Below are 25,265 nucleotides of genomic sequence, written 5' to 3' on the forward strand. Positions count from 1 at the left end.
CTACGGCCCGCCGGCCGTGGTGCGGGGGACTGTTGCCCGAAACAACCCACCCAGGCAGCCCCACGCTGCGGAAGCACAAGGAGCCAAAGATGTTGAACGAACGCCATCGCCATCGCCGCATCCCCGCTACACCCTTGTCCGTCGCGTTGGGGCTTGCCCTGGCGGTGAGCGGTCCGGCATTTGCCCAGGACGACGACAGCGCCGTTGGCGCCAAGGCCAAGGCGGATGCTACCGAACTGGCCCGGGTGCAGGTCACTGGCTCCAACATCCGCCGCAGCGACGTGGAGACCTCCTCGCCGGTGCAGGTGATCAGCAAGCAGGACATCGAGAACATGGGCGCGCGCACGCTGCTGCAGGTGCTCGACAATCTGCCCGCCGCGCGACCGGGCCAGCAGGATTCACGGTCGCTGTTCACCGGTTCCGACGGCGCTTCCCAGGCCAACCTGCGTGGCTTGGGTGCACAGGGCACGCTGGTGCTGCTCAACGGCCGTCGCCTGTCGTACTACGGTGCGCCGGCCGGCTTCCAGACCCAGTTCGTCAACATCGACGCGATCCCGGCGGCCGCCATCGAACGCATGGAAGTGCTTACCGATGGCGCCTCTGCCGTCTACGGCACCGACGCGGTGGCCGGCGTCATCAACGTGATCACCAAGCGCTCCTACCAGGGCGCCGAGATCAACATCACCGCCGACAAGTCGTCACGCATCGATTCCTACGGCGAGCAACAGGGCAGCATCACTGCCGGCTTCGGCGACCTGGATGAAGACCGCTACAACGTCTACGCCTCGGTGAACCTCTACCGCCGCAATGCGATTCCGCTGAGCGATTTCTACGACAAGCGGCCCCCGCAGTACTACGTCAACAACCCCAACTATGTCCCCGGCCTGCGCCTGGGCACCGGCAGCAGGCCGGGTGAGTTCAACCCGGGAAGCTTCTTCGCGTTCGATCCCACCACCAACGCGCTGAAGCGTGAGGCTGCGCCGGGCTGCAACAACGTGCTGGTCGAGGCTGCCGGCACACGCTGCATCTGGGAAACGTGGATGAACCGCGAGATTGACGCCGGCGCCAAGACCGAGCGCGCCACCGCCTATGTCAGCTCGCACTTCCTGATCGGCGACACCACCGAAGCCTTCGCCGAAGTCACCTACACCGATATCGACCTGACCGCCAACGGCGGCACGCCTTCGGCGTACAACACCAGTACCGGCAATCCCTCGAGCTGGTATTCGCGCAACACCGGAAACACGGTCAACCAGTTCCTCACTCCCTACCTCGGACCCAACAACGTCTACAACCTGGCCAGTCCCGAACTCAAGGCACTGATGGGCGGCGTGGTGGGCCTGAACTACCTGATGCAGGATGTGGGCGACGGCCACTTCGGCCAGCGCAACACCGACCAGAGCTACCGCGTGCTGGCCGGGCTGCGTGGCAGCCTCGGCGAGGACTGGAACTGGGAAACCGCCTTCGCCACGGCGGGCACGCACTCTGTCACCTACCAGACCATCAACGTGAACCTGGACGGCTTCGAACGCGCGTTCGGACCGTACACGATCGACCCGGGCACGGGCCGGGTGATCATCTCCGACAACCCGGCCTACCAGTTCGGCGTCATCAACGAGGCCAACGCCAAGCTGATCCGCGAGGCATACCCCACCTTCGACATCCAGTCATGGACCCGCCTGCATACGCTCGACGGCAAGATCGAAGGCCCGCTCTTCAGCATGCCGGCCGGCGACGTGCGCGCCGCCTTCGGCTTCAACGCCACCCGCGAAACGTTCTATACGCCGGGTAACGAAGACGCCGCCAACGGGCTGATCACCCAGCAGGGCGGCTCGTGGTTCGATGGCAAGCGCAACACCTACGCGCTGTTTGCCGAAGCCGTGGCCCCGCTCACCGACAAGCTGGAGCTGGATGCGGCGCTGCGCGTGGACAAGTACCCCAACTTCAGCGCCAACCTGGCCCCGAAGATCGGCCTGAAATACCAGGTGCTGCCGCAACTGCTGCTGCGCGGAACCTACTCCGAAGGCTTCCGCGCGCCCAGCCTGGCCGAAGCGGGCACTGGTGGGGTGTTCGCCCAGCTCGGTGGTTTTGAGGACGACATCCGCTGCGATGAGACCAATGCCATCGCCAACCTGCTGCGCCAGTCCAACCGACCGGGCGACGTGGACCTGGGCAACACGCTGCTCAACAGCGACTGCAGCCGCACCGTGGCCCGCATGACCCAGCCCAACCAGGACCTGAAGCCGGAGAAGGCCAAGATCTCCACGCTCGGGTTCGTCTATGAGCCGGCGAGCTGGATGTCGATCTCGGCCGACTACTGGTTCATCTACCGCCGCAATGAGATCGCCGCGCCGGACTACAGCAAGGAACAGGACATCCTGTCGATGACCCGCAACCCGATCAGCGACAACGATCGGGCCAACGAGGCCGCGCTGGCGCAGATGTGCGCGGACCCGGCCAGCGGCGTGAGCTGCCCGGGCGCGCTGCCCGGCTACAGCGTGGGCAACGTGGCCGCCGTGGTGGGCCAATACAAGAACCAGGGCCGCACCCTGGTGGACGGCTTCGACATCGACGCACGCAGCCGCTTTTCGCTGGGCGGTTGGGGCGCGCTGAACATCGGCGTGGCCGCCACCATCGCGCGTCGCAAGGAAGCCTATATCGACGACACGGATCGCTGGTACTACGGCAACACCATCGGCTACTACGGCAACCCGCGCATGCGTGCCACGTTCAACGCCGACTGGTCCTACAAGCAGGTCACCACCAGCTTCTTCGTCAATTATGTGGGCGGCACCAAGTGGGCGTGGGACCGCGTGGACGCCGAAGACAACAACCCGGACACCTGCACCGCCGGCTCTCTTCCGGTGAACCCGGCCCAGTGCGACGGGTTGCCGTCGTGGTGGACCGCCAACCTGAGCGTGGGCTGGCGCCCGGATGACCATTGGAGCCTGGGCTTCACGGTCAAGAACCTGTTCAACCGGCTGCCGTTCTACGACCCGAACAGTTTCCTCGGTGACTCCAGTGACTATGCCAGCATCTTCGGCCGCAGCTACAGTCTGCAGGTCGGCTACACGTTCTGATTGTTCCAGCGCGCCGGTCAAGACGGCGCGCTTCCAAACGGAGTAATGTTCCATGAAGCGTAGGGAATTCATTGCCGCCGGTGCGGCCCTGGCCGCCACCAGCCTGTTGCCGCAGACCCCGGCCTGGGCACGCGGGCGCACGCTGCGCCTGGGCCTGATCGGCACCGGCATGCGCGGCCAGGTGCTGCTCAAGGAGCTGGTTCGCCGCGACGATGTCGAGGTGGTCGCGCTGTGCGACATCGAACCGATCATGCTCAAGCGCGGCATGGACATGGTGGCCAAGGCCGGCAAAAAGGCGCCCACCGCCTACGGCCAGGACGGCGACCGCAACGCGTGGAAACGGCTCCTCGAACAGCGCGGCCTGGATGGCGTGATCATCGCCACGCCGTGGGAATACCACGCCCCGATGGCGATCGCCGCCATGCAGGCCAAGGTCGCGGTGGGCTGTGAGGTGGTCGCCGGCATCACCCTGCAGGACCACTGGGACGTGCTCAAGACCCAGCTTTCCACCGGCACCCCGTACATGCTGCTGGAGAACGTCTGCTACCGCCGCGATGTGATGGCCACCCTGCAGATGGTGCGCAACGGCCTGTTCGGCGAACTGGTGCACCTGCAGGCCGGTTACCAGCACGACCTGCGCGGGGTGAAGTTCAACTCCGGCGATCCGTCGCAGCCGTACGACAGCGGCGTGGAATTCGGCCCGCATGCATGGTCCGAAGCGCGCTGGCGCACCCAGCATTCGGTGGACCGCAACGGCGAGCTGTACCCCAGCCACGGCATCGGCCCGTGCGCCATGTACACCGGCATCAACCGCGGCAACCGTTTCACCCATATCAACGCGTTCGCCAGCAAGGCGCGTGGGCTGCATGAGTACACGGTGGCCAAGAGTGGTGGCACCACCCACCCCAGCACCAAGGTGAAGTTCAAGCTGGGTGACATCGTCACCACCACACTGGCCTGCGAGAACGGCGAAACCATCCTGCTGCAGCACGACACCTCGCTGCCGCGCCCGTACTCCATGGGCTTCCGCGTGCAGGGCACCAAGGGCTTGTGGATGGATGTGAACCAGTCCATCCACATCGAAGGCCGCAGCCCGCCGCACAAGTGGGAACCGTTCAAGGCCTATCAGGACCAGTACGAGCACCCGCTGTGGAAGCGGCACGCCGACACCGCCGCCAGCGCCGGCCACGGCGGCATGGACTGGTTCGTGATCCACGCCTTCGTCGAAGCCCTCAAGGCCAAGGCGCCGATGCCGATCGACATCTACGATGCCATCACCTGGAGCGCGATCACCCCGCTGTCGGAACAGTCCATCGCCAACAGCTTCCAGACCCTGGAGTTCCCGGACTTCACCGCCGGCCTGTGGCAGCAGCGCAAGCCGATTTTTGCGTTCGACGGGACGTTTTGACCCCAATGCGTAGAGCCGGGCTCTGCCCGGCTCCGCATTACCCGCATCACACAGCGCGTGGCCTAGCGCGTGGAACGAACCGGCGTCAGGCGCCCAAGGGGCGCCCGAAGATGCGGCACTTTGAAGATGCTGCCGGGGGCGGCATCCTCCGCCTTGCGCATCATCTCCGGCCACCATTCAAGCAGGCGCGCAGCAGAATGGTAGAGATCAAGCGTGTTCCACCCTTTGGAAAGCACGAAGACGATCAACCCCAGATGCTGGATTGCGTCTCGCTCTTTCGTGCGTCGATGGTGTTGATCCAGGGTGACGTGGACCCGGACGCCTTGTTCCACTGCGATGTGGAACAAGGCGATATCCGACGTTCCAGCACCGATGAAGTCCCGCACATGAACCACCTCGTGGTCATGCTCGCGCGCGACAGGGTCTATCGATCTTGCCAGGGAAGAGGGGAGATTCTCGTCGATCTGTGCTTTCAAGACGCGATCTGCCGCTCGTAAGCCACTGCCACACGCACGGCGGCCTCCGGAATCTCGTAGATCCGGGCGACATGCCGGGCGTTGCTGCCCCTTGGCCTGAGTGAATCCACGATCGCGGCGGTGGGCACTCCGGAGCGGGTCAGAATGGGTTGTCCGAACCGGCGGTCAGGATCCAGCACGACCTCGCGCGAGCCCCGCACCGGGAACCATCGCGCTGCCATGTCATCCATCCCGAGCTCGATGCCTGAGCGAAGCGACGGGGCAATGACTCGCTTCATCACGTCCTGGCGCCTGGCGACATCCACCAGCGAACTGGCCCCGCTGTCGCCCAGCAGTTCCATGAAGATGCGGCGACCATCGGTCTTGAAGTGGGTACTGGTGAAGGGGTACTGCACGCCCAGACGTTCCCGCAGTTCTTCAATCGTATGGCGGATCACTTTCAACGGAACGCCGCTGGCAGCAAACGTCTGGATGAAGCGCGCTTCGATCAGGTCGCGGAATCCGAGGCCATCGATACCTATCTCTGCCAGCTGGGACGTCCACAGGGGGGCATGGGCGGGTTGGCCGTCATGGCGTGGACCGTAGCCCTTCAGCCAGCGTCTCAGCTGCGCGGGCTTGCCGCCGATGAAGCGGGCAGCGTCTGCATACGAGTACAGGCCGATGCCAAAGCCAAGGGATTCCAGTGATTGCGCGGCGATACCCACGGTAAAGATCCTTCCTGAAACAACCGACGTCCAGCCGATCCTACGCCGGGACACCGGGTAGCAAGTGCGACGCCGGGCCACCTTCGCATATGAAGACAGCGCCTATGGCCGAAAACGGGTGCACCGTCATGGAATGCAAGGGGAAGATGGTGCGCCCGGAGGGATTCGAACCCCCGACCAATGGCTTCGGAAGCCACTACTCTATCCGGCTGAGCTACGGGCGCATCTTGGGACCGCCGCACCACCGGCGGGCCGGGGTGGGCATCGCAGCGCCATGAGGCGGTGCGGGACGGGCATTCTATCCGTAAACGCGGCGCAGGTCTGCCCCCTTGAGTGAATCGCACCGGATGGCGCCCGACATGGGCCTTGGCGGTATCCTTGACGCATGGCTTACGAACGTTTTGACGCCCCCGCCGGTGCTTCGCCGTCGCGCTGGGGCCAGTACTGGAAACTGATGCGCGCCGATCGTCCGATCGGCACCCTGCTGCTGCTGTGGCCCACCTGGTGGGCGCTGTGGCTGGCCGCCGGCGGGCTGCCGCCGCTGTGGATCCTGTTCGTGTTCACTGCCGGAGTGTGGCTGACGCGTTCGGCCGGCTGCGTGATCAACGATTACGCCGACCGCTGGCTGGACCCGCACGTAAAGCGCACCAAGGACCGTCCCCTGGCCAGCGGCCGGGTGTCCGGCCGCGAGGCGCTGGTGCTGTTCGCCGGGTTGATGCTGGTGGCCTTCGCGCTGGTGCTGACCCTGAACGCGCTCACCATCGGCATGAGCTTCATCGGCATCTTCCTGGCCGCCAGTTACCCCTACCTCAAGCGTTACACCCACCTGCCGCAGGTCTATCTGGGGATGGCGTTCGGCTGGGGCATCCCGATGGCGTTCGCCGCCATCCAGGGCGAAGTGCCGGTGATCGGCTGGCTGCTGTACGGCGCCAACATCCTGTGGTCCACCGCCTACGACACCTGGTACGCCATGGTCGATCGCGACGATGACCTGAAGATGGGCTCGCACTCCACCGCCATCCTGTTCGGCGACCTGGACCTGGTCATCCAGGGCATTCTGTATGCGCTGTTCCTGGGCACCATGGCGCTGGTCGGTGTTCGTGGCGGGCTTGGGCTCTACTACTGGCTGGGCGTGGCAGTGGCCGCCGGGCTGATCGCTTACGAATTCTGGATCGCCCGCAAGCGCGAGCGCGATCCATGCTTCAAGGCGTTCCTGCACAACAACTGGGTGGGTGCGGCGTTGTTCGCTGGTATCGCGGCAGCGTTGGCTGCTGCCTGAGAGCCACCCGACCAACGGTCGGGTGCTACCGCCGGTTACCGGCCAACGGTCGGGTGCGACCCGATCCGTGTGCGCTGGCGCCTGGACGGCAGGTCACGACCGTTGGTCGTGACGCCGCGGACCGACCCCGTTCATGACATCAGGTTGCGACCAATAGGTGACTGACAGCCTTGTCCCCCCTCCGGCACACTGCCCCCAATGAACCTGGGAGGGTAGGGCATGGCGGGCAACGCAGCGGCGGCACCACGGGACGGCTGGATGGCACGCGCGGCGCTGCGCTCGGCGGCCTGGGCCGAGAAGTGGTTCCCCGACGCGTACGTGTTCGCGGTGCTGGGCGTGGTGATCGTCGCGGTGGCGGCCATGAGCTTCGGTGCCACCCCGCAGGCCACCGCCAAAGCCTTCGGCGACGGCTTCTGGAGCCTGATTCCCTTCACCATGCAGATGGCCTTCGTGGTCATCGGCGGCTATTCGGTCGCCACCGCTCCCGTGGTAGCGCGCTTCATCGAACTGCTGGCCCGGGCGCCGCGCACCGGGCGGGGCGCGGTGGTGTACGTGGGTCTGATCAGCATGCTGGCCTCGCTGCTCAGCTGGGGCTTTTCGCTGGTGTTCGGCGGGCTGCTGGTGCGTGCACTGGCCCGCCGCCAGGAACTGCAGATGGACTACCGCGCCGCGGGGGCCTCGGCATACCTGGGCCTTGGCGCGGTATGGGCGATGGGCCTGAGTTCCTCGGCCGCCCAGCTGCAGGCCAACCCGGCCAGCATGCCGCCCGGCCTGGTGGAAATCACCGGCGTGCTGCCCTTCACCGAAACCATTTTCCTGTGGCAGTCCATCGCGCTCACCGCCGCGCTGATCCTGGTCTCCCTGCTGATCGCGTGGCTGACCGCTCCCGGTCCGGCCACAGCACGCACCGCCAGTGACTTCGCCGGGGCCGCGCAGGCCGAGCCGGAGCCACTGCAGCCGCGCACGCGCGCCGGCGAATGGCTGGAATACAGCCCGCTGCTGACCGTGCTGTTGTCGTTGCTGGCGTTCGGCTGGTTGTTCGGCGAATTCGCCAGCAAGCCAGTGGTGACCGCCATCGCCAACCTCAACACCTACAATTTCCTGTTCATCTCACTGGGCCTGCTGCTGCACTGGCGGCCGCGCAGCTTCCTCAACGCGGTGGCCAAGGCCGTGCCCAGCACCACCGGCGTGCTGATCCAGTTCCCGCTGTACGGCGGCATCGCGATGATCCTCACCCATGCCGTGGGCACTGGCGGGGAAACGCTGGCGCATCGCCTGTCCACCGTGTTCGTGCAGATCGCCACCACTGACACTTTCGCATTGGTGATGGGTATCTACTCGGCGGTGCTGGGCTTCTTCGTGCCCTCCGGCGGCGGCAAGTGGATCATCGAAGCGCCCTACGTCATGCAGGCGGCCAACGAACTGCACGCCCACCTGGGCTGGGCCGTGCAGGTGTACAACGCCGCCGAGGCGTTGCCCAACCTGATCAATCCATTCTGGATGCTCCCGCTGCTGGGCGTATTGGGATTGAAGGCACGCGACATCGTGGGCTTCACCTTCATCCAGCTGCTGGTGCACATTCCGCTGGTGCTGGGCCTGCTCTGGCTGCTGGGCATGACCCTCACCTACGTGCCACCGGTAATGCCGTAGCGCGTGGCCCGACGGCGGAATTCACGCCGACGGCCAATGCGGTCCGCACAGGACCACGGCATGCACCACGGCGGCCAACTGTGGATCCTGAAGGTGACCCCGCAGCATCTGCTCAAGCCGGTCCCGAACATAGGTATCGAACTGGTGCGGCGGTTGGCGCTGCGCGTTGGCGACCAGCGCGTCGATCCGGTGGCCGAGCTGCTCATACATTTCCTGGTCCAGTGCGGTGTCGAACAGGCTGGACAGAACCTGCAGGCCGCGCGAGGACGGCTCGTCCGCATCGCTGTCCTGCGTCGATTTTCCCAGCGCGGGCTCCAGCGCGCGCAACGCGGCAAGTCGTTGCGGCGCGGTGCCGAAGTCCGCCAGCACCTGCCGCAACGTGGTTCGGCCGCGTTCACTGGCATCGCGGTCCTGACCCGCTCAATCCACCTGCCGGCGAAGACGGGTGTACAGGTGATTGGCACACTGTTCCGCCGATGGCTTGACCGGCTCAAGGCTGGCCAGCACCGGGTAATCCATCGGCTGCTCGCACACCTGCGGGGCCTGCTCGCGTGCCCAATGCCGGATCCTTCGATCTTCCGCAGTGAAGCGGTCGTCCTCGAGTGCCAGCCGGGTCGCCGCATCGCGCAGGATGGAGAAGCGATGCAGCAGAGTGCGGTAATGCCCACCCAGCAGCGACGGCTTGCCGGTCAACGCCGTCTCGGCCGAGATGGCCAGTTGCAGCCGCTGCCCGAATGCGGTGACCCGCCCGTGCAGCAGGTCGCGCCGGTGCCGGTGCAGGTCGATGTCATCACCAAGGGGACCTATCTCCCAGCACGGCGCAAGGTGGTCGCGGCAGGCGTGGAAATCCTCGTGGGCATCGGCCGGTAGCAGGCTGTGCAGGCGTTGGCGCTGTATCCCCAGTGCGGGATGGTTGTCCTGCACAGGCAACGGCAGCCACTCCGATGGTGCCAGCGCGCGGCTGTCCTCGGCGTGGAAATCCACCTGCATGGCGGTGCGTTTGTCAGGGTGGGGGGCGTTGATCATGCCCACCGCGCGCAGCCGTTCCGGTGCAGTCAGCACGCGGTTCACATACAGCACGGCCCATCGCGCATCCTGGATTGCCGGCAGTTCACCATGCACGATCACCAGCTCAATCTCCGGCGGGATGCGCTCAGACCCGCGGTCTGTGGGCAGGCCCCGGTTGTCGAAGCCTGCCACATGGGTCTTCAACCGCCCATCCACGGCGAGCGCGCGCTGATAGTCCTGCGCCTGGTGGATGGTTTTCACCAGAAGCGCGGCGCGAAGGCGGCGTTCGGCCAGCCGGACAAATTCATGGAAATGCTGGCTGATGGCCGTTGCCACCTGGGCGACCCGCCGGGAAGGGGAATCCCCCTCGGGCTGCGGGCCTGCGTCGCGCCATGCCTGCACAACCAGGCCATCGGCGACGGCGTGCTCGGGTGGGTACTCGAACAGTGTCGCACCAGGCTCCAGGTCAGGCGAGGGTGCGGTGACCGGTGCCGCAACCAGGGTCAGCCACGTGGCCTGCGGCAGGCAACGACGCAGGCGCCGCAGCAGGGCCGGATCGCTGTTCCAGAAGTCAGCATCCACAAGCAGCACGATGTCGTCGTCGGTGGCGGTCGCCGTGGCATCGACAGCGGGCAGTTTGGCCCGGCGCGCCCAACCGCGAAGAATGCGAAGGGGCACCTCGTGCGGCGAGGAGGCCCTGCCGGCCAGGAACTCCGCAAGCTGGTCGGCAGGCAGTGGCCCCGGTCGCTGGCGCCGGTCGTCGGGGGGCGGCGTCAGGCGGGTCAACGGCTGAAGCACGCGAATGGGCCTGAAGGCCGCATCACTCTGCAGGGCCTGCAACAGCCATTGTCGCGTCCGCTGCAGCCCACTACCGGAGGCTAGGCACAGCTGCCCGCCGCCACGGCGACCGCTGGCATCGCGGGTACCCAGTGCGTGCAGGGCACACTGCACCGCAAAGAACTGGTTGGAGCGCACCAGGCAGCGCCGTCCCGGGCGGTCATCGCGCAGGAAGTAGCGTATCAGCTGCAGGAAACGCGGCGGTGAGAGCACGCCGTGCAGCAGTTCGGCGTGCGCGGACCAAGGCGGGTCCAAGGGCACATCGGAGAAGGGACGTGCATCATCACGCAGCCGGGCCTGTACGGCCCGACTCCAGCCGTGCTCCCGCCATTTCACCCACGCATGCGCAGGTGCGCCGACTGCGGCATGGCGCCCGCCACGACGGTCAAGGCTCAGCAGAACCTGCGCATGCTGCACCGGCGGGTTGACCGGCAGGCTGCCCAGGCCGCGCATCAGGTGCTGGATGCCATCCTCCACGGTACCCCACCGCCTGTACGCATCGCGCTCTACGCATGCCAGTACCACCAGGGGAATGCCGTTGACGTAGCCGATCAGCTCACGGATGTTGCTGTCCTGCGCATGCCCGATGGCGGGGGCATCCGCCACATCCCAATGGTTGCGCTGGACATGCGCCCAATCGACCAGGGGAACCTGCACGGCGGTTCGTCGTCCATCGGGCAAGGTCAGCTCGGTTCGGACACCCTGGATCAGCAGCCTGTGCACAACGCGGCTGGAGGCCACCCAATCCAGGCTGTGGCAGCAGGTTTCGGCTTCGGCAATGATGCTGCCGAACGACATGGGCGACAGCGCCACGCGCTCGCCCTCCCACTCGTACCGATAGCGGCGCAACCACGGCAGCAGCCGCTTCTCCAGCAATGCGCTGTGATGGTCGCCGCGCAGGTCGGCTACTGCGCCCTCATCAAGCAGGTTCCAGCCCAGCCGCTGCAGCCAACCCAGTACGGAATCGCGTACCCCGAACCTGCTGTGGGGAGTGTTCATGGATGTCCCCCGGAGACCGGAAGGAAGGTAGGCATGCACGCGGCGTCGAATTCGTGGCAAATGATGTTCATGACATCAGTGTGGGCGATCGAAGGCCGCCGCCGCTGTGTGCATCATTCCGTTTCATGCGTTCGACGAGCGCAGTGCGCAACGCATTCTCGATCCATATTCCAATCGAGATAGTCTCGGTCAATTGCTGGAGGGTTGAACCGGCTGCTTCAGGTCAGATCCGACAACTCCCGCTCCAGCGCATCCAACTCGGCATTCAACTCCGCCTGGATGGCCGCAAAGCGGGCGGACAACTCGGCACGCTGTACGCGCAGTGTTGCAAGATCGGCGGCATGGCAGCGCGCAGCGGGCTGCACGTAGCGCGCAACGCTCAGGCTGCCACCATTGTCGGCAACCTCTTCAGAACTGGCCAGATAGGTCACGCCGGGCAGGGTTCTGCGTTCGTTGCAGAGTTGGTGGAGGGCGCGCGCAGCCCGCGCACCAAGACGCGGCCCGCGCTTCCCGCGCGGTGCCAGGCCACGCGCATCGACAAACAACACGGCGTCATCCCGCCGCGCCCGGCGCAACACCAGCAGGGCGGTGGCTACCGACGCACCGGCAAACAACCGGTCAGGCAGGCCGATCACCATGTCCACCAGGTTCTCGTCCAGCCAGCACTGGCGGATGCGCGCCTCCTGGCCATCGCGGAACAGCACGCCATGCGGCACCACGATGGCCATGCGTCCCCGCTCCGGGTCAAGCGTGGCCAGCATGTGCTGGATCAGGGCGGTGTGCGCCCACTGCCGGGAGGGCACGCCCTGCAGGAAGCGGAAATGGGGGTCGTGGTTTGCCTGTGATGGCGCCCATTTGAGCGAAAGCGGCGGGCAGGCCAGCGCCACATGGAAGCGCTGCAACTCGCCTTCCTGCAGCAGCGGCTCCTCCAGCGGGTCGCGGGTATACAGCCGCGGGGATTCGGTGCCCTGCAACAACAGGCGCAGCCGTGCCACCGCGCATTGCATGGCATCCGGCTCCTGCCCATGCAGCGGGTACCGGACCGGGCCTGCCGGGGCAAGCGCACTCTGATCGTCGCGCATCCAGGTGGCCGCTGCCCGCAGCACCGCCCCCTGCCCACAGCTGGGATCGTAGACGGCCTCATCAGTGCGGGGGTGGGTGAGCGCGGCCATGAGCCAGCTCAACCCTGCCGGAACCTGCGCAGGGAGCAATGCGTCCACCGCGTCGCCCACGTCCGGACGGGGGAGGCCGCGCTGCTGGCGGAAATCCAACGCCGGCAGTGAAAGCCGCTCCAGCACTTGCAGAAGTGCGGCATCGCGCGCGACCGGATCGTCGGGAAGCGCATCCTCCAGCTTCAACGTCGGGAACAATCCACCGAGCTTGCGCGGGTTGCCCAGGGTGAACACGCGCAACGCGTTCATCACCCTCAGGCCATTGCCTTCCGCGTGGCGCTGGCGGAACAGGGTGTCGAAGCGGGCGTGGAGCGGAACGCAGTAAGGCACGCAGCGCGGCGGCTCTCCCGGTGTGTACGGAATGGCCGGGTTGCCATGACAGGTGGCGTCGCTGGCCACTTTCAGCAACAGCAACGACAGGATCAGGCAGGTATCGGCGTCGCGGCGTCTGCCCCCTTCGAGCGCGTCCCGGGCGTGGACAAGCGCAGCGAGCGTCGCTGGAACATCGTGCGCCATCAGCCTGCCCGCTCCTCCAGGATATGCGCCGCATAACGGGCAAGCTCCTGGTGCCTCGCGGCGATCATCTGCTCGCAGTGGTGTTTCTCAAGCTGCGCTGCCCTGGCGAGAGAAACCATGCGTTGCTGGAGGAGAAGGGGCGGCAACTGCACGCGCAGCTCCTCGATGGACGCCTTGCGAAGGCTCTGCTGGCGCGATCCCGCAGACTGCCGGCGCAGGTGCTCCTGTGCCCGCTCCTGGTTGAGCTGCCACGCAAGGAAGGCGGGCATGACCCGCTCGTGGTCGATCACCCGGATGACATACAGGTGCGGACTGCAGACCGTTTCGGCAGGTGGATTGCATAGCAGCACCGCGAGCGGTTGGGCGCCGCGCGCGGCGAGCAGTACATCGCCCTCCTGTACCCAGTCCGGCGCCTTGCGTGGATGCAATCGGGTGCGCAGAAGATCGGCTGGATCGTGCACGCCGGCGGCGCTGAGATTCTTCAACTGGATCACCCGGACCGGCCCATCCGAGACGGCGGTGATTGCACCCCGGAAGGGATGTCCCTGACGGATGCTTGCGATGTCGGCGAGCTTCGCAGTGCGACGAATGTTGTTCATGTGGTGAACCATGAGCGGGTTGAATTCGCAGGTCAAACGAGCGCTCTGCACCATTCGGGATGGTGCAGTGGGACCCCTGAAAAATGCTACCTCCACCGAAAACTTCGAGAGACTGAGCTTCTGGTTCACCGCATTTGGGTAGGCAGGATCAATCGGGGAAAATGCGTTGCGCAAACCGCTGCGTTTTAGGCCGCCGCAGCGTCCCACATTCATCCAGCTGACTGCGCGCTCCCCGCCATCAGGCATCAAACCATTCCGTCTTCGCATAAGCGATGATGTGGCGGAGAAGATGCTGATATCCAAGCGGAACGCCGCAGGCACCCTTCGGTGTTGACAATTCCGCGCACAGATTGCCACGTGGTTTTAACGCGCTGCTGCACACGATTGCCTCGACCGCGGCATACCGCACGCGGCATCCGGAGACCCGACATGGCCCAGCAGCGCAATCAGAGTTCCCACAGCCAGCGTGGTGAGCAGCAGGAGCGCGGACGCGACCAGCAGCAACAGCAACAGCAGCACGAACAGCAGCGCAACCAGAACCAGCAGCAGGGCTGGAAAGACGAGGAAGAGTGACGGCTGGCTGTATTGTGGAATCGTAGGGCCCCGCTGCGGCGGGGCCCTTCCGTTGCACGTCAGACAGAATGCTGCACGGTCCGGGTTGCGCCAGCCCTGGGAGGCGATTCGATCAGGCCGCCGCAGGCGCGCGCAGATGCCAGCCCTGCGCGGGGTCGCCAAGCTGCCCTGCAGTCACATTAGCCAGCGTCACCGCGATGCCACGCGCGTTGGGCAGCACTCTCTGCTCCGGGAACCAGCGGCGTGTTGCGTCCACTACGATGAGCACGCCTTCGTCGTCCCCCAACGCGGCGAAGTGCGGCACGGGCGGGCTGAGAGGGTCCAGCCCGAACGTGGCTTGCGCGCGCGCACTCGATGCGGCGACATCGGCAGTGGGAAGCCCGACCTCGCTCACGCAGGTCAGCTCGCTGCCATGAAACTGACCGACACGGCCGGACGCAGGCAAGCGGCGTCGCCCGATCAGTTCCAGAATGAGACCATCGGGGCCATCGAAGTAGATGGATTCCGACTCCCAGCGTCCGCCAAAGGTAAAGAGCGTCTCGCCTTCGGCAGTCCGCTGCAGTGGGGTACGCGCCAGCAGCCAGGCGGTTGCGGCCTCGAAGCGGTCAGCCGGCACGTTGAACGCCAGGTGCACCCCGCCGACCGGATCATCACCGGCCGGGCGCAGTTGCAGGGTCGTCCAGCCGATCCGCACCGCATCGTCGCGCACCGGCAGCTGCAGCACCTCGGCGAAGTAACGCCCCACCCGCGCAACATTGGAAACGGGGAGCTGTAGCGAATGGATACGCATGAACCAGGACACCGATACGGGCGGAGATGTCAAAAGGCTGACATCCCTTGTTGGGAGAATGGAGCATTACGCCTTACAATGTGATGAGATTCACAATAACTACGTGCGCTCCATCACGCATGTCGTTACTGCCCCGGTCTGTGGGCGGGATGTGAACGCCATGGCATTGGCGCGCCGCTATGCTACGCCCCCCGGCGTAGTGTGATACGCGCCACGACACGAATCAGGAGGATCCGTTGTCCCATCTTCGTCCCATGACGCTGCTCGCGTTGTCGTTGAGCATCCTGCTGGCCGCGTGCAAGCCCGATGCTGCCCCGACCCCTCCGGCGGATGCCGCCGCACCCGTTGCCGCCGCACCTGCTGCCGCTCCGGTCGCCACGCCCACCGCGCCTACGACGCCAGCCACGGATCCCACGGCTGCCGATGCATCCGCCGCCTGCGAACTGGCCGATTTCGATGCGTTCCTGCCCGAGTTCGGAAAGAAGATCGCCCTGCAGGAAAAGTCGGTAGCCGACCCGCTGCTGAGCGAACGCTACGACACCGAAGGGCAGGGCGAGCCCACCCTGGTCAGCGAGAAGGTCCCGCTCAGCGAGGTCACCTGGCCGGTCATGCCCAATCCCTCCGGCCTTGCGGCCGTGGGCCGCGAGATGCAGGTCACCAAAGAGGCCGACGGCACCATGAAGGTGCTGATCCGTACGCCCGATACCAGCAACCAGCAGTCGTACTACTTCGCCCAGCGCCCATGCTGGCAGCTGGTGCGCATGGCCGATGAGTCGATCTGATCCAGGGAGCGGGTGATGTCCACACTGCGTTTCGTTCCGACTGCCGCGCTGGCGTTGTTGCTGGTTGCGTGCAATGCACCTACCGGGGCCGGCGGTTCCGCCGCCACTCCGGAAACCGCTGCCGCGCCTGCGGTCGCAGCGGCGACTACCCCTTCATCCACACCGCAAGAAGAGAAAGGCATGCACAAGGAATGCCCAGGTGCCACGTTGCACTTGACTGCGTTGCCGGCCAAGGACGGTGACACCACCCGCACCCGTCTGGAGATCGAGAAGGACGGCCAGCGCCGTGCCATCGATACACCGGCGGAGCTGAGTGACTACACCGCTGTAGGACTGGCCTGCGCTGAAGACAACCAGGGCGCTTCGTATTTCGTGGTGCAGTACGGCGAACTGCCGTTTGGCTGCGCGTTCTGCGAATGGTTCACCCTGTACGACGCCAATGGCAGGCAGCTGACCCACAACACACCGCCCCTGCGCGGCGAAGCCGACGCGCAGTCGCCCAACAACGACGAGTATTCGCAGATGATCGCCAAGCTCGGCATCACCCATCCGGAGGTGGACTACATCGAAGAGTGAGCAGTACATCGACATGACGTTGATGCGCGTTGCCCGGAACATGAATTCTGGTACGTAACGCCCCTGCGCCGATACACAACGCAGCGGTAGGTATCGACCGTTGGTCGATACGCTTCAAAGGAGCAACACCCCTTAAGGAAAGCCCCTTTCTCATAGAATGGATAGCACAGACATGCCAAACGAAATCTACACCAACATGGTGCAGCCGCCTGGCGCGGCATACCGCAGCAGCCAGATCGAATCGTGGAGCCACTACCGCGAGCCGATCGATGAATCCCGCCCGCTGCATGGCCAATCGCGCCGCTGGGGCGATGCCTCCCCCGAAGTACAGTCGCGTGTGATCGACTCGTTGATCGAGTCCTCGCGCGAAGCCGGCCTGACCCCGCGCGAAACCGCGTACGTGCTGGCCATCGCCCGCGTCGAATCCGGCTTCAACCCGGATGCCGCCGCCGGTACCACCTCGGCCTCGGGCCTGGGCCAGTTCATCGACCGCACCGGCAGGCACTACGGTCTGAACAACGCCAACCGCTTCGACGTCGACGCACAGTCCGACGCGCTGGTGGCGCATTTCGTCGACAACCGCAACCTGGCACGCGACCGTGGCCAGGGCGAAGACTACATCTACAAGTACCACCACGACGGCCCGACCAAGGACTACGGCGGCCTCGGCCTGTCGCAGCGCAAGGTGGCGCCGCATCTGGATGAGTACGAACAATTCGTCAACCAGCGCCTGAGCCAGACTCAGACGCAGGCACCTGCACCGGCGCAGCAGCAGACCGTCGCCGGCGCCGCCGCGGCGGTCGCTGCCGCAGGTGCTGTTGGTGCCGCTGCCCAGGCGCGTTCCTACGAGCACACCATGCAGGTGATGCTGCCGCCGCAGAACGGCGTCAAGCCGCACATCACCGGCCACTTCGGTGAGCACCGTGGCGAGAAGAGCCATGGCGGCAGCGACTTCAACTACGTCGGTGGCCAGACTGGCCGCAACCTGCAGCACCCGACGATCCACGCGCCCATTGCCGGCACCGTCACCTCGGTGGGCGGCCGGTACGGCACGGTGATGATCCAGGACGCGCAGGGCAACTCGCACCAGATCCTGCATATGCAGGACACCAGGGTGAAGGTCGGCCAGCACGTGGAACCGGGCGATCCGATCGGCACCATGGGCGGCCGCGGGCCGCAGGGGCCCAATCAGTACGCCCAGCATGTGCACTACCAGATGAAGGATCCGTCCGGGAAGCTGATCAACCCGGAGGCCTTCTGGAACAAGGGCATCCAGCAGGAGGCCGGTAAGCACGGGCATGCGCACGACCACGACCACGCACCGGCAGGCACGCTGCGCAAGGGCGACCGCAGCGATGAGGTGACCAGGCTCCAGGAAGACCTGAACCGCCTGGGCGTTCGCGATGCCAACGGCAACCGCCTTGCCGAAGACGGCAAGTTCGGCGACAACACCCGCGAAGCGGTACAGGCCTTCCAGAAGCAGCAGGGCCTGAAGGACGACGGCATCGTGGGCCGCGAAACCTTCGGCAAGCTGGCCGCAACGCAGGCGCAGACCGCGGAAACCCGCACCGCCAGCGGCCCGCAGCTGGGTGACAAGGGCCATCCGGACACGCCGCTGCACAACGCCATCCGTGGACAGCTGCCGAGCGTGATTTCCAACGAAGCGGCAGCCAACGTCACGCTGCAGGCCAAGCAGGCCGGCATCGATTCGCCGGAGAAGCTGCAGAGCGTGGCCGTACAGGATGGCAAGGCGTTCGTGATGGGCACCACGCCGGGCTACCGCGCCGCCGTGGACCTGAGCCAGGCGCCGCCGCTGGAGCAGACCAGCGCACAGCTGCTGGGCAACAACGCCAGCCAGCAGCAACAGGTGCAGGAAGAGCAGCAGAAGGTGGCGATGGGGCGCTGAGCCCCACCCTCGATCTGTGCAACCGCGTGTGTGGTATGGAGGCCAGCCGGGGCAACCCGGCTGGCCTTTTCTTTGCCGGGGCGCCACTGGCTTAAACTAGGTTGCGGCTGCATCGCAGCGTTTCTGGCAGTGAACGAGGTTGATCGAGATGGAAATGGGACGCCGCCAGCCGGCCATTGAACTGGTGGCCATCGATATGGATGGCACGCTGCTGGACCCGGCGCACAAGCTCACCCCGCGCGTGAAGCAGGCCATTGCCCGCGCCCGGGCGCAGGGCGTGCGGATCGTATTGACCAGCGGGCGGCCGGTGTCCGGGTTGGCCCCGTTCCTGGAGGAGCTGGATATCAACGGCGCGGACGACTACTGCATCGCCTGCAACGGCGGGCTGGTCACGCGCGTTGCCACCGGTGAGGTGGTGGTGGAGTACCCGCTCAGCTTCGATGATTTCCTGTTCTGCGAGCAGGTGGCGCGCGAGCTGGGCGTGCACTTCCAGGCGCTGGATGGCGAACGGCTGTACACGCCCAACCGCGACATCAGCATCTACACCGTCGCCGATTCCCACCTGTCACGCGTGCCGTTGTCGTATCGCAGCGTGGACGAGATGGACCCGGCCATGTCCTTCATCAAGTTGATGATGGTGGACGAACCACAGATTCTGGACGCTGTGATTCCACGCTTGCCGCTGGCGCTGACCGACCGCTTCGCCGTGCTCAAGAGCGCGGCGTTCTTCCTCGAAGTGTTCGACCACCGCGCCGGCAAAGGCCCAAGCCTGCAGAAGCTGGCCGAACACCTGGGCATCGACCGCACCCAGGTGATGGCCATCGGCGACCAGGAAAACGACCTGACCATGCTCCAGTACGCCGGCACCAGCGTGGCGATGGGCAACGCGGTGGACATCGTCAAGGCGACGGCACTGCACCAGACCACCACCAATTCCGAAGACGGCGTGGCCCTGGCCATCGAGCAGTTCGTCCTACGTGACGCAACCCACCGGTAGCCATCCGCACGCGCGACGCTGCCGATGGTAGGGTCGGTTCCCAAACGACCGCCCTCAACACCCATCAATGCATTGACGCATGGACCCAGAACGGAGCGACGCTCCTACACGCCGCCCCGCAACAATCAGGCGCCTCCCACGCCGCTACCCTGCTGAGCAACATAAGCCTCCCAAAGCGTCGCCAGGTCCTCCCCGGTGTGCGCCTTCCACAACGCCGGCGTGTAGCTCCCCTTGCGCAGCGCTGCATCCAGCGCCTTCACCAGGCCCGGGTGTCCGGCCTCGCTCCACTTAAGGAATGCACCGGTAACACGGTAGCCGGTGTCCACCTTGTGCTCCGGCTTGACCTGCGAAGGCAGCGCCCAGCCGCCGGCCGCGTTGTCCACGCCGTAATGGTCGCGCGCATAGTCGGCGATACCCTCCACCAGCCACGACGGTGCCTGCTCGCTGGCATAGCCCGGGTAGCCCTGCACGATATGCATGGCTTCATGGGTCACCAGGTCGGTGTCGTTGGGATGCTTCTCCAGCCAGCGCGGATTGATGGTGATGGTGGCCGACTTCTCCTTCTCACCTACATACGCTACCCCGTCGTACGACGGGTCCATGACGATGCGCACGCTGGACGGCGCCGCAGGATGGTAGTCGCGGCGTTCGCGCGGATACGTGGCGAAGAAGGTGGCGATGATGCGGTCGCGCACGGCAGCAACCGTTGAACCGCTCTGGTCCTGGTAGGTCAGGGTCACGCCATCGCGCGTCTGTTGGATCTCCGCCGCGTGTGCGGCGGGAAAGGCGAGGGTTGCAGCAACGACAGGGACGATCAGGCAACGGCGCAGACGCATACGCGGCACTCCAGGACGTGATGGGCAACCGCGCTGATCCTGCAACACGGCGCCCGCCAGCCGCAAGTGCCATTTCGTTCGATCTAAGCGCTTGGAAATGGTTTCATTTCAAATTATTGACAATTGATTTAGATCGATCTAGAAAAGCTGCACCCCACGCCCAACGGAACCCCCCTGCACCCCAACTCTCCTGCGCCGATGCGGCGCCGGGAGACCTTGTACTGGAGATCTGCAAGATGAAGCGCACGTTGCTGTCGTTGCTGGTGTCATCCGTACTGCTCCACCCCCTGGCCGCACAGGCACAGGCGTCCCCCTCCGACGAAGAAGGCGCCACGCCGGCCACCCGGCAGCTGGATACCGTGAACGTCACCGGCTCGCTGATTCCCCGCGCGCAGATCGAAGGCCCTTCGCCGGTGACCACCATCACCGCCGAAGAAATTGAAGCGCAGGGCTTTACTACGGTATTCGATGCGCTGCGCTCGTTGCCCATGGCCAACGGCTCGGTGCAGGACTCGCAGGGCACCGGCTTCTACACGCCGGGCGCGAAGACCGTCAGTCTGTTCGGGCTCGACCCGAGCTATACGCTCACTCTGCTCAACGGCCGCCCGCTCAACAGCTACCCGCTTGCCTACAACGGCAACACCAGCATCGTGGACATCGCCAACATTCCGCTGGGCATGGTGGAGCGCATCGATGTACTGACCGGCGGGCAGTCCTCGGTGTACGGTTCGTCGGCGGTGGCGGGCGTGATCAACATCGTGCTGAAGGACAAGGTGGAAGGCACCCACTTCCGCTACCGCGCCGGCGGCTACAGCGACGGCGGTGGCTCCAGCCAGCGCTTCATCTTCAGCAGCGGCCATTCCTTCGGCAACCTGGATCTCAGCTACGGCCTGGAGTACACCAAGCAGAAGCCCATCTTCGCCTCCGACCGCAGCTACATCGACAGCGTCAACGACAGCCCGACCGGGCCGCAGGATCCTTCGCGCACCTTCCTGCGCATGCAGATGTCCCCCAACGGCTACATCGACCCCGGCCAGGCCACCTGCGCACCGCTGTCCTACCTGTTCGGTGGCAGCACCACCTACGCCCACCGCAACGCCGCAGGCACCGGCTACTACTGCGGCAGCCCGGACAACGTCGGTACCGCCACGCTTTACAACAAGAGCGAAGACGTCAACGCCACCACGTTCCTGCGCTACCACCTCAGCGAAACCACCGAGCTGTACTCGGACATCCTCTTCAGTTTCGGCCGGCCCACCTATTCCGGGGGCAGCCCCTTCTGGAACAAGACCTTCTACAACCAGACCACCGGCAACTACGAGCAGTGGCAGCGCATCTACGCCCCCGAAGAAGTGGGCATGGACGCGAAGGACCAGCGCGTCTATACCCGTTCGTGGAACATCACGGCCGGCGCCCGCGGCGGGCTGGGCGACACCGGCTTCGACTACGACGTGTACGTGAACCGCTCCAGCACCGACGTCACCCGCAAGTCCACCGACTTCCTGGCCACAGGTGGCATTGACGATTACTACCTTGGTCCGAAGCTGGGCATGGTCAACGGCTACGAAGCCTATGCGCCGAACCTGGGCGCGCTGTACCAGCCGCTCACCCGCGAGCAGTACGACCAGTTCAGCGGCACCAACCGCGCAGCGTCTTCCGCATCCCGCACCGGGGTCACCGCGCTGGTGACCAACACCTCGTTGTTCGGGCTGCCCGCCGGCGACGTCGGCTTTGCGATGATCCTGCAGGGTACCCGCGAGAAATTCTTCAACCAGTCGGCCGACCCCAATGCCGCGGTGCTGTTCCGTGGCCAGACTGCAGGTACCTCGGCCGAAGGCCAGCGCGATCTGTATGCGGTGGGCGCCGAACTGCAGGTGCCGATCTTCGACACGTTCAGCGCCAACCTGTCAGGGCGCTATGACAAGTACTCCCTGCAGGGTGGTGGTGGCAACGGCAAGGCGACCTGGAAGCTCGGCCTGGAATACCGCCCGATCGACTCGCTGCTGCTGCGCGGCAGCTATGCCACCGCATTCCGCTCGCCGGACATGTTCTACCTGTACTCCCGCGAGAGCAGCGGCTACACCACCAACGTGGACACCTTCCTGTGCCGCAGTGCGGGCTACACCTCGGAGAACTTCGATGAGTGCCCGCAGTCCTCGCTGCAGGTGCTGTCCTCCAGCACCGGAAACCGCGACCTCAAGGACATCACGGCCGAGACGTTCACCTATGGCGTGGTCTGGTCGGCGCTGGACAATGCGCTGAACCTGTCCCTTGACTACAACTCGGTGAAGATCGAGAACGAAGTGTCCATCCTGGGCACCGACAGCATCCTTGCCACCGAGGCCAACTGCCGCCTGGGAACGTCCGAGAACGGTGACGTGGCCTTCGACATCAACTCGCCAACCTGTCGCCAAGTGCTCGCCCAGGTGCAGCGCCACCCGGCCACCGATCCGCTCAACCCCAACGGCGTCTCCAAGGTCTTCTCCTATCCGATCAACCTGGCCAAGCAGCGCCAGACCGGCATCCAGGCGTCGGGCGACTACCGCTGGAACGCCGGGCGGGCAGGTGATTTCGGGGTGACCGCAGGCTACTACCGGCCGCTGAAGCACGAACTGCAGCAGCAGGAAGGCGACCCGGTCTACGACATGCTCTGCTGCGGCTATTCCAATGAGCTGCAGTACCGGGCGACGCTGGGCGTGAACTGGAACATCGGCGCCTTCAGCACCAACGTGTACGGCGTGCGCAACGCGCGCACCTGGAATGCCACCGGTGAGGAACGCAACATCGGCCCGTGGACGACCTGGAACGCCACGCTCAACTACCGCATCAACAAGCTCGCCAGCGTCCTGCTGACCGCCAACAACCTCACCAACGAACGCCCACCGGTGGACAGCACCAACGGCAACTGGCCGTACTACGACCAGGGCGTCTACAACGCCTTCGGCCGCTCGATGTTCGTTGAGCTGTCGCTGGACTTCCAGTAAGCAGGACCGGATCCAACCCTACCGCCAAGGCATCGCGATGGCACACGCCCCGCGCGCCCACCAGCGGTAGGGTTGGTTCCCAGACACCGCCGATAGCGCCGCAGCGCCCGGTAACGCATGACCCGCAACGGCGCGGAAGCCTCCACCACCTGACCGCAGGCACCCTTCCAATTGATGGCGAGAAAACCCGCCGGTCGCCCCGCCCCGCCCGTCCTGCTGCAGAGCGTGAATCAGCCAGCTCCACCTCGGTCGACCTGCCGGTACCCGATGGCCTCGGCCAGATGCGCGGTGGTGATTCTGTCGCAACTGGCCAGGTCCGCCACTGTGCGGGCGACGCGCAGGATGCGATGCATCGAGCGGGCCGAGAGCTGCAGCTGTTCCACGGCTGCTTCCAGCAGCTGCTGATCGGCGGTGTCCAGTCGGCAGTGCGCATCCAGCTCGGAGGGCAGGAGTTGTGCGTTGGCCTTTGCGCTTCGCTCAAGCTGGACGTTGCGCGCCGTGACCACGCGGCTTCGTACCGTGGCGCTGTCTTCGCCGCACGGTGCATCGCTGCGCAGCTCACCCGGCTCCAGCCTTGGCACCACCACATGCAGGTCGATACGGTCCAGCAGCGGGCCGGAAATGCGCCCGCGATAGCGCTGGATGGCATCGCCGCTGCAGCGGCAGCGACCGCTGCGGTCGCCGGCCCAACCGCACGGGCACGGATTCATCGCCGCCACCAGCTGGAAGCGCGAAGGGAACGCGTGGGTGCGTGCGGCGCGCGCGACCATGACCGTTCCCGATTCCAGCGGCTCGCGGAGTACTTCGAGGGTATGCCGGCTCCACTCGGGGAGCTCGTCAAGAAACAGCACGCCGTTGTGGGCCAGCGAGATCTCACCGGGCCGGGGATACGAGCCGCCGCCGACCAGCGACACGGCGCTGGCGGTGTGGTGGGGCGCGCGGTACGGGCGGTGACGCCAGCGGGCCGTGTCGATGCCAGCCCCACTGCACGAGGCGATGGTGGCCGTTTCCAGCGCTTCGGCTTCGCTGGCGTCGGGCAGGATGCCGGGCAGGCGCGAGGCCAGCAGGGTCTTGCCGCAACCCGGCGTGCCAAGAAGGAGCAGGTGGTGCCCGCCAGCGGCGGCCACTTCCAGTGCGCGTCGCGCCTGCTGCTGGCCGCGCACATCGCGCAGGTCCGGCACCGCCAGCGGGACCACCGGCGCCGGCACGGCACGTGGCAGCGAGCAGCTCTCCAGCGCGGCGCATACTTCCAGCAAGGTACGGGCTACGCGCACATCCGCATGCTGGGCGAGCGCGGCCTCGGCGCCGTTGGCGCTGGCAACAATCAGGGTCCGGCCCAGCTCCGCTGCCGCGATGGCCGCGGGCAATGCACCGTCCACGCCACGCAGCTCCCCGGTGAGGGCGAGCTCGCCCAGGAATTCGTAGTTGGCCAGCAGCTGCCGATCGATCTGGTCGCTGGCCGCAAGGATGCCCAGCGCAATGGCGAGATCGAAGCGACCGCCTTCCTTGGGCAGGTCGGCCGGGGCCAGGTTGATCAGGATGCGCCGCTGCGGGTACTCGAACTGGGCGCAGACCAGTGCGGCACGCACCCGGTCGCGCGATTCGCGCACTGCCGCTTCAGGCAGGCCGACGATCTGGGTATGCGGCAGACCGCCGGAGAGGAGGACTTCGATCCGTACCGCGGGCGCGTGAACGCCGGCGCGGGCACGGCTGTGCACCAGCGCCAGGCTCATCGGGTTTCCTTTTAGGGGGCCGGGCGCTCGGCCGGCGGTTGGGCGGCGGCTTCCAGTGCGGCCACGGTCTTCTCCAGCGCTTCCAGCTTCTCGCGGGTGCGCAGCAGCACGGCGCGCTGCACGTCGAATTCCTCGCGGGTCACCAGGTCCAGCTTGCCCAGGCCGGCCTGGAGCGCGCTCTTGAAGGTGGCCTGCAGTTCTTCGCGCGACTGGCGCAGCCCCGGGGGGACCATGTCGCTCAGGCGGCGCGCCAGATCATCGAGTTGGTTGAGGTCAATCATGTGCGTCTCCGCGGGTGGGGAAATTCTCGGCGTGGCAGGCCGCAACCACCATCAGGCGGGCCAGGCTTCACGGGTAAGG

The 25,265-nt window shown here is 65.8% G+C and carries 20 protein-coding genes and 1 tRNA gene; 10 read left to right on the forward strand and 11 right to left on the reverse strand.

What is annotated here, in order from left to right:
• The first annotated feature begins 89 nt into the window (after positions 1-89).
• Entirely contained in the window at positions 90-3,080 is a 2,991-nt protein-coding gene (locus tag ACGFZ3_RS14520) for a TonB-dependent receptor domain-containing protein (RefSeq protein ID WP_392922511.1), read from the forward strand.
• Between the two features lie 52 nt (positions 3,081-3,132).
• A complete protein-coding gene (locus ACGFZ3_RS14525) occupies positions 3,133-4,488 on the forward strand; it encodes a Gfo/Idh/MocA family protein (RefSeq protein ID WP_392922514.1) in 1,356 nt (451 codons plus the stop codon).
• Between the two features lie 62 nt (positions 4,489-4,550).
• Here ACGFZ3_RS14525 and ACGFZ3_RS14530 read toward each other — a convergent pair whose 3' ends face one another.
• The 3 genes from ACGFZ3_RS14530 to ACGFZ3_RS14540 all read right to left on the reverse strand — a co-directional run bounded on the left by ACGFZ3_RS14530 (position 4,551) and on the right by ACGFZ3_RS14540 (position 5,892).
• Positions 4,551-4,964 (reverse strand): DUF5615 family PIN-like protein, encoded by a 414-nt coding sequence (locus ACGFZ3_RS14530; protein ID WP_392922517.1) that lies wholly within the window; start codon positions 4,962-4,964, stop codon positions 4,551-4,553.
• The gene (locus ACGFZ3_RS14535; protein WP_392922520.1) at positions 4,961-5,668 is read right to left on the reverse strand and encodes a DUF433 domain-containing protein; all 708 of its coding nucleotides are present in this window, start codon (positions 5,666-5,668) and stop codon (positions 4,961-4,963) included. The genes ACGFZ3_RS14530 and ACGFZ3_RS14535 overlap by 4 nt, the downstream gene beginning before the upstream one ends.
• A 147-nt stretch (positions 5,669-5,815) precedes the next feature.
• Positions 5,816-5,892: transfer RNA gene (locus tag ACGFZ3_RS14540), tRNA-Arg, on the reverse strand.
• Between the two features lie 161 nt (positions 5,893-6,053).
• On the opposite strand from ACGFZ3_RS14540, the gene ubiA reads away from it, so the two are divergent.
• Positions 6,054-6,947, forward strand: a complete 894-nt coding sequence (ubiA, locus tag ACGFZ3_RS14545) for a 4-hydroxybenzoate octaprenyltransferase (RefSeq protein WP_392922524.1) — start codon at positions 6,054-6,056, stop codon at positions 6,945-6,947.
• 258 nt (positions 6,948-7,205) lie between these two features.
• Complete coding sequence (locus tag ACGFZ3_RS14550; protein WP_392922911.1) at positions 7,206-8,597, forward strand: short-chain fatty acid transporter; 1,392 nt, start codon at positions 7,206-7,208, stop codon at positions 8,595-8,597.
• 21 nt (positions 8,598-8,618) lie between these two features.
• Here the strand turns inward: ACGFZ3_RS14550 and ACGFZ3_RS14555 are convergent, their stop codons facing one another.
• From ACGFZ3_RS14555 to ACGFZ3_RS14570, 4 genes are all read right to left on the reverse strand, one after another.
• Positions 8,619-8,975, reverse strand: coding sequence for a hypothetical protein (locus tag ACGFZ3_RS14555; RefSeq protein WP_392922527.1), 357 nt, complete (start codon positions 8,973-8,975; stop codon positions 8,619-8,621).
• Positions 8,976-9,017: 42 nt separating this feature from the next.
• Positions 9,018-11,441, reverse strand: coding sequence for a type I restriction endonuclease (locus tag ACGFZ3_RS14560; RefSeq protein ID WP_392922529.1), 2,424 nt, complete (start codon positions 11,439-11,441; stop codon positions 9,018-9,020).
• Positions 11,442-11,659: 218 nt separating this feature from the next.
• Positions 11,660-13,129, reverse strand: a complete 1,470-nt coding sequence (locus tag ACGFZ3_RS14565) for an N-6 DNA methylase (protein ID WP_392922532.1) — start codon at positions 13,127-13,129, stop codon at positions 11,660-11,662.
• Positions 13,129-13,728 carry a restriction endonuclease subunit S gene (locus tag ACGFZ3_RS14570; protein WP_392922535.1) on the reverse strand — a complete coding sequence of 200 codons (600 nt, stop codon included), beginning with the start codon at positions 13,726-13,728 and terminating at the stop codon, positions 13,129-13,131. Before ACGFZ3_RS14570 ends, ACGFZ3_RS14565 begins: the two co-directional genes overlap by 1 nt.
• A 429-nt stretch (positions 13,729-14,157) precedes the next feature.
• Here ACGFZ3_RS14570 and ACGFZ3_RS14575 point away from each other — a divergent pair, with 429 nt between their 5' ends.
• Positions 14,158-14,301, forward strand: a complete 144-nt coding sequence (locus ACGFZ3_RS14575; protein ID WP_392922538.1) for a hypothetical protein — start codon at positions 14,158-14,160, stop codon at positions 14,299-14,301.
• A gap of 112 nt (positions 14,302-14,413) precedes the next feature.
• Here ACGFZ3_RS14575 and ACGFZ3_RS14580 read toward each other — a convergent pair whose 3' ends face one another.
• On the reverse strand, positions 14,414-15,091 hold the full coding sequence (locus ACGFZ3_RS14580; RefSeq protein ID WP_392922541.1) for a VOC family protein: 678 nt from the start codon (positions 15,089-15,091) through the stop codon (positions 14,414-14,416).
• 236 nt (positions 15,092-15,327) lie between these two features.
• Here ACGFZ3_RS14580 and ACGFZ3_RS14585 point away from each other — a divergent pair, with 236 nt between their 5' ends.
• From ACGFZ3_RS14585 to yidA, 4 genes are all read left to right on the forward strand, one after another.
• Positions 15,328-15,873 carry a hypothetical protein gene (locus ACGFZ3_RS14585; protein WP_392922543.1) on the forward strand — a complete coding sequence of 182 codons (546 nt, stop codon included), beginning with the start codon at positions 15,328-15,330 and terminating at the stop codon, positions 15,871-15,873.
• Between the two features lie 15 nt (positions 15,874-15,888).
• Positions 15,889-16,449: a hypothetical protein gene (locus ACGFZ3_RS14590; protein ID WP_392922546.1), complete on the forward strand. Its 561-nt coding sequence runs from the start codon at positions 15,889-15,891 to the stop codon at positions 16,447-16,449.
• Between the two features lie 172 nt (positions 16,450-16,621).
• Complete coding sequence (locus ACGFZ3_RS14595; RefSeq protein WP_392922549.1) at positions 16,622-18,355, forward strand: peptidoglycan-binding protein; 1,734 nt, start codon at positions 16,622-16,624, stop codon at positions 18,353-18,355.
• A 148-nt stretch (positions 18,356-18,503) separates the two neighbouring features.
• On the forward strand, positions 18,504-19,352 hold the full coding sequence (gene yidA, locus ACGFZ3_RS14600) for a sugar-phosphatase (protein ID WP_392922551.1): 849 nt from the start codon (positions 18,504-18,506) through the stop codon (positions 19,350-19,352).
• Positions 19,353-19,477: 125 nt separating this feature from the next.
• Here the strand turns inward: yidA and ACGFZ3_RS14605 are convergent, their stop codons facing one another.
• Positions 19,478-20,188: a basic secretory protein-like protein gene (locus tag ACGFZ3_RS14605; protein ID WP_392922554.1), complete on the reverse strand. Its 711-nt coding sequence runs from the start codon at positions 20,186-20,188 to the stop codon at positions 19,478-19,480.
• Positions 20,189-20,424: 236 nt separating this feature from the next.
• On the opposite strand from ACGFZ3_RS14605, the gene ACGFZ3_RS14610 reads away from it, so the two are divergent.
• On the forward strand, positions 20,425-23,172 hold the full coding sequence (locus ACGFZ3_RS14610; protein WP_392922557.1) for a TonB-dependent receptor plug domain-containing protein: 2,748 nt from the start codon (positions 20,425-20,427) through the stop codon (positions 23,170-23,172).
• A gap of 230 nt (positions 23,173-23,402) precedes the next feature.
• Here ACGFZ3_RS14610 and ACGFZ3_RS14615 read toward each other — a convergent pair whose 3' ends face one another.
• Together ACGFZ3_RS14615 and ACGFZ3_RS14620 are read right to left on the reverse strand one after the other, a co-directional pair.
• On the reverse strand, positions 23,403-24,905 hold the full coding sequence (locus tag ACGFZ3_RS14615; RefSeq protein ID WP_392922560.1) for a YifB family Mg chelatase-like AAA ATPase: 1,503 nt from the start codon (positions 24,903-24,905) through the stop codon (positions 23,403-23,405).
• 11 nt (positions 24,906-24,916) lie between these two features.
• On the reverse strand, positions 24,917-25,186 hold the full coding sequence (locus ACGFZ3_RS14620) for an accessory factor UbiK family protein (protein ID WP_068854332.1): 270 nt from the start codon (positions 25,184-25,186) through the stop codon (positions 24,917-24,919).
• Positions 25,187-25,265 lie beyond the last annotated feature (79 nt).

The sequence above is a fragment of the Stenotrophomonas sp. NPDC047960 genome (genome assembly GCF_043204395.1).
Taxonomy (GTDB): domain Bacteria; phylum Pseudomonadota; class Gammaproteobacteria; order Xanthomonadales; family Xanthomonadaceae; genus Stenotrophomonas.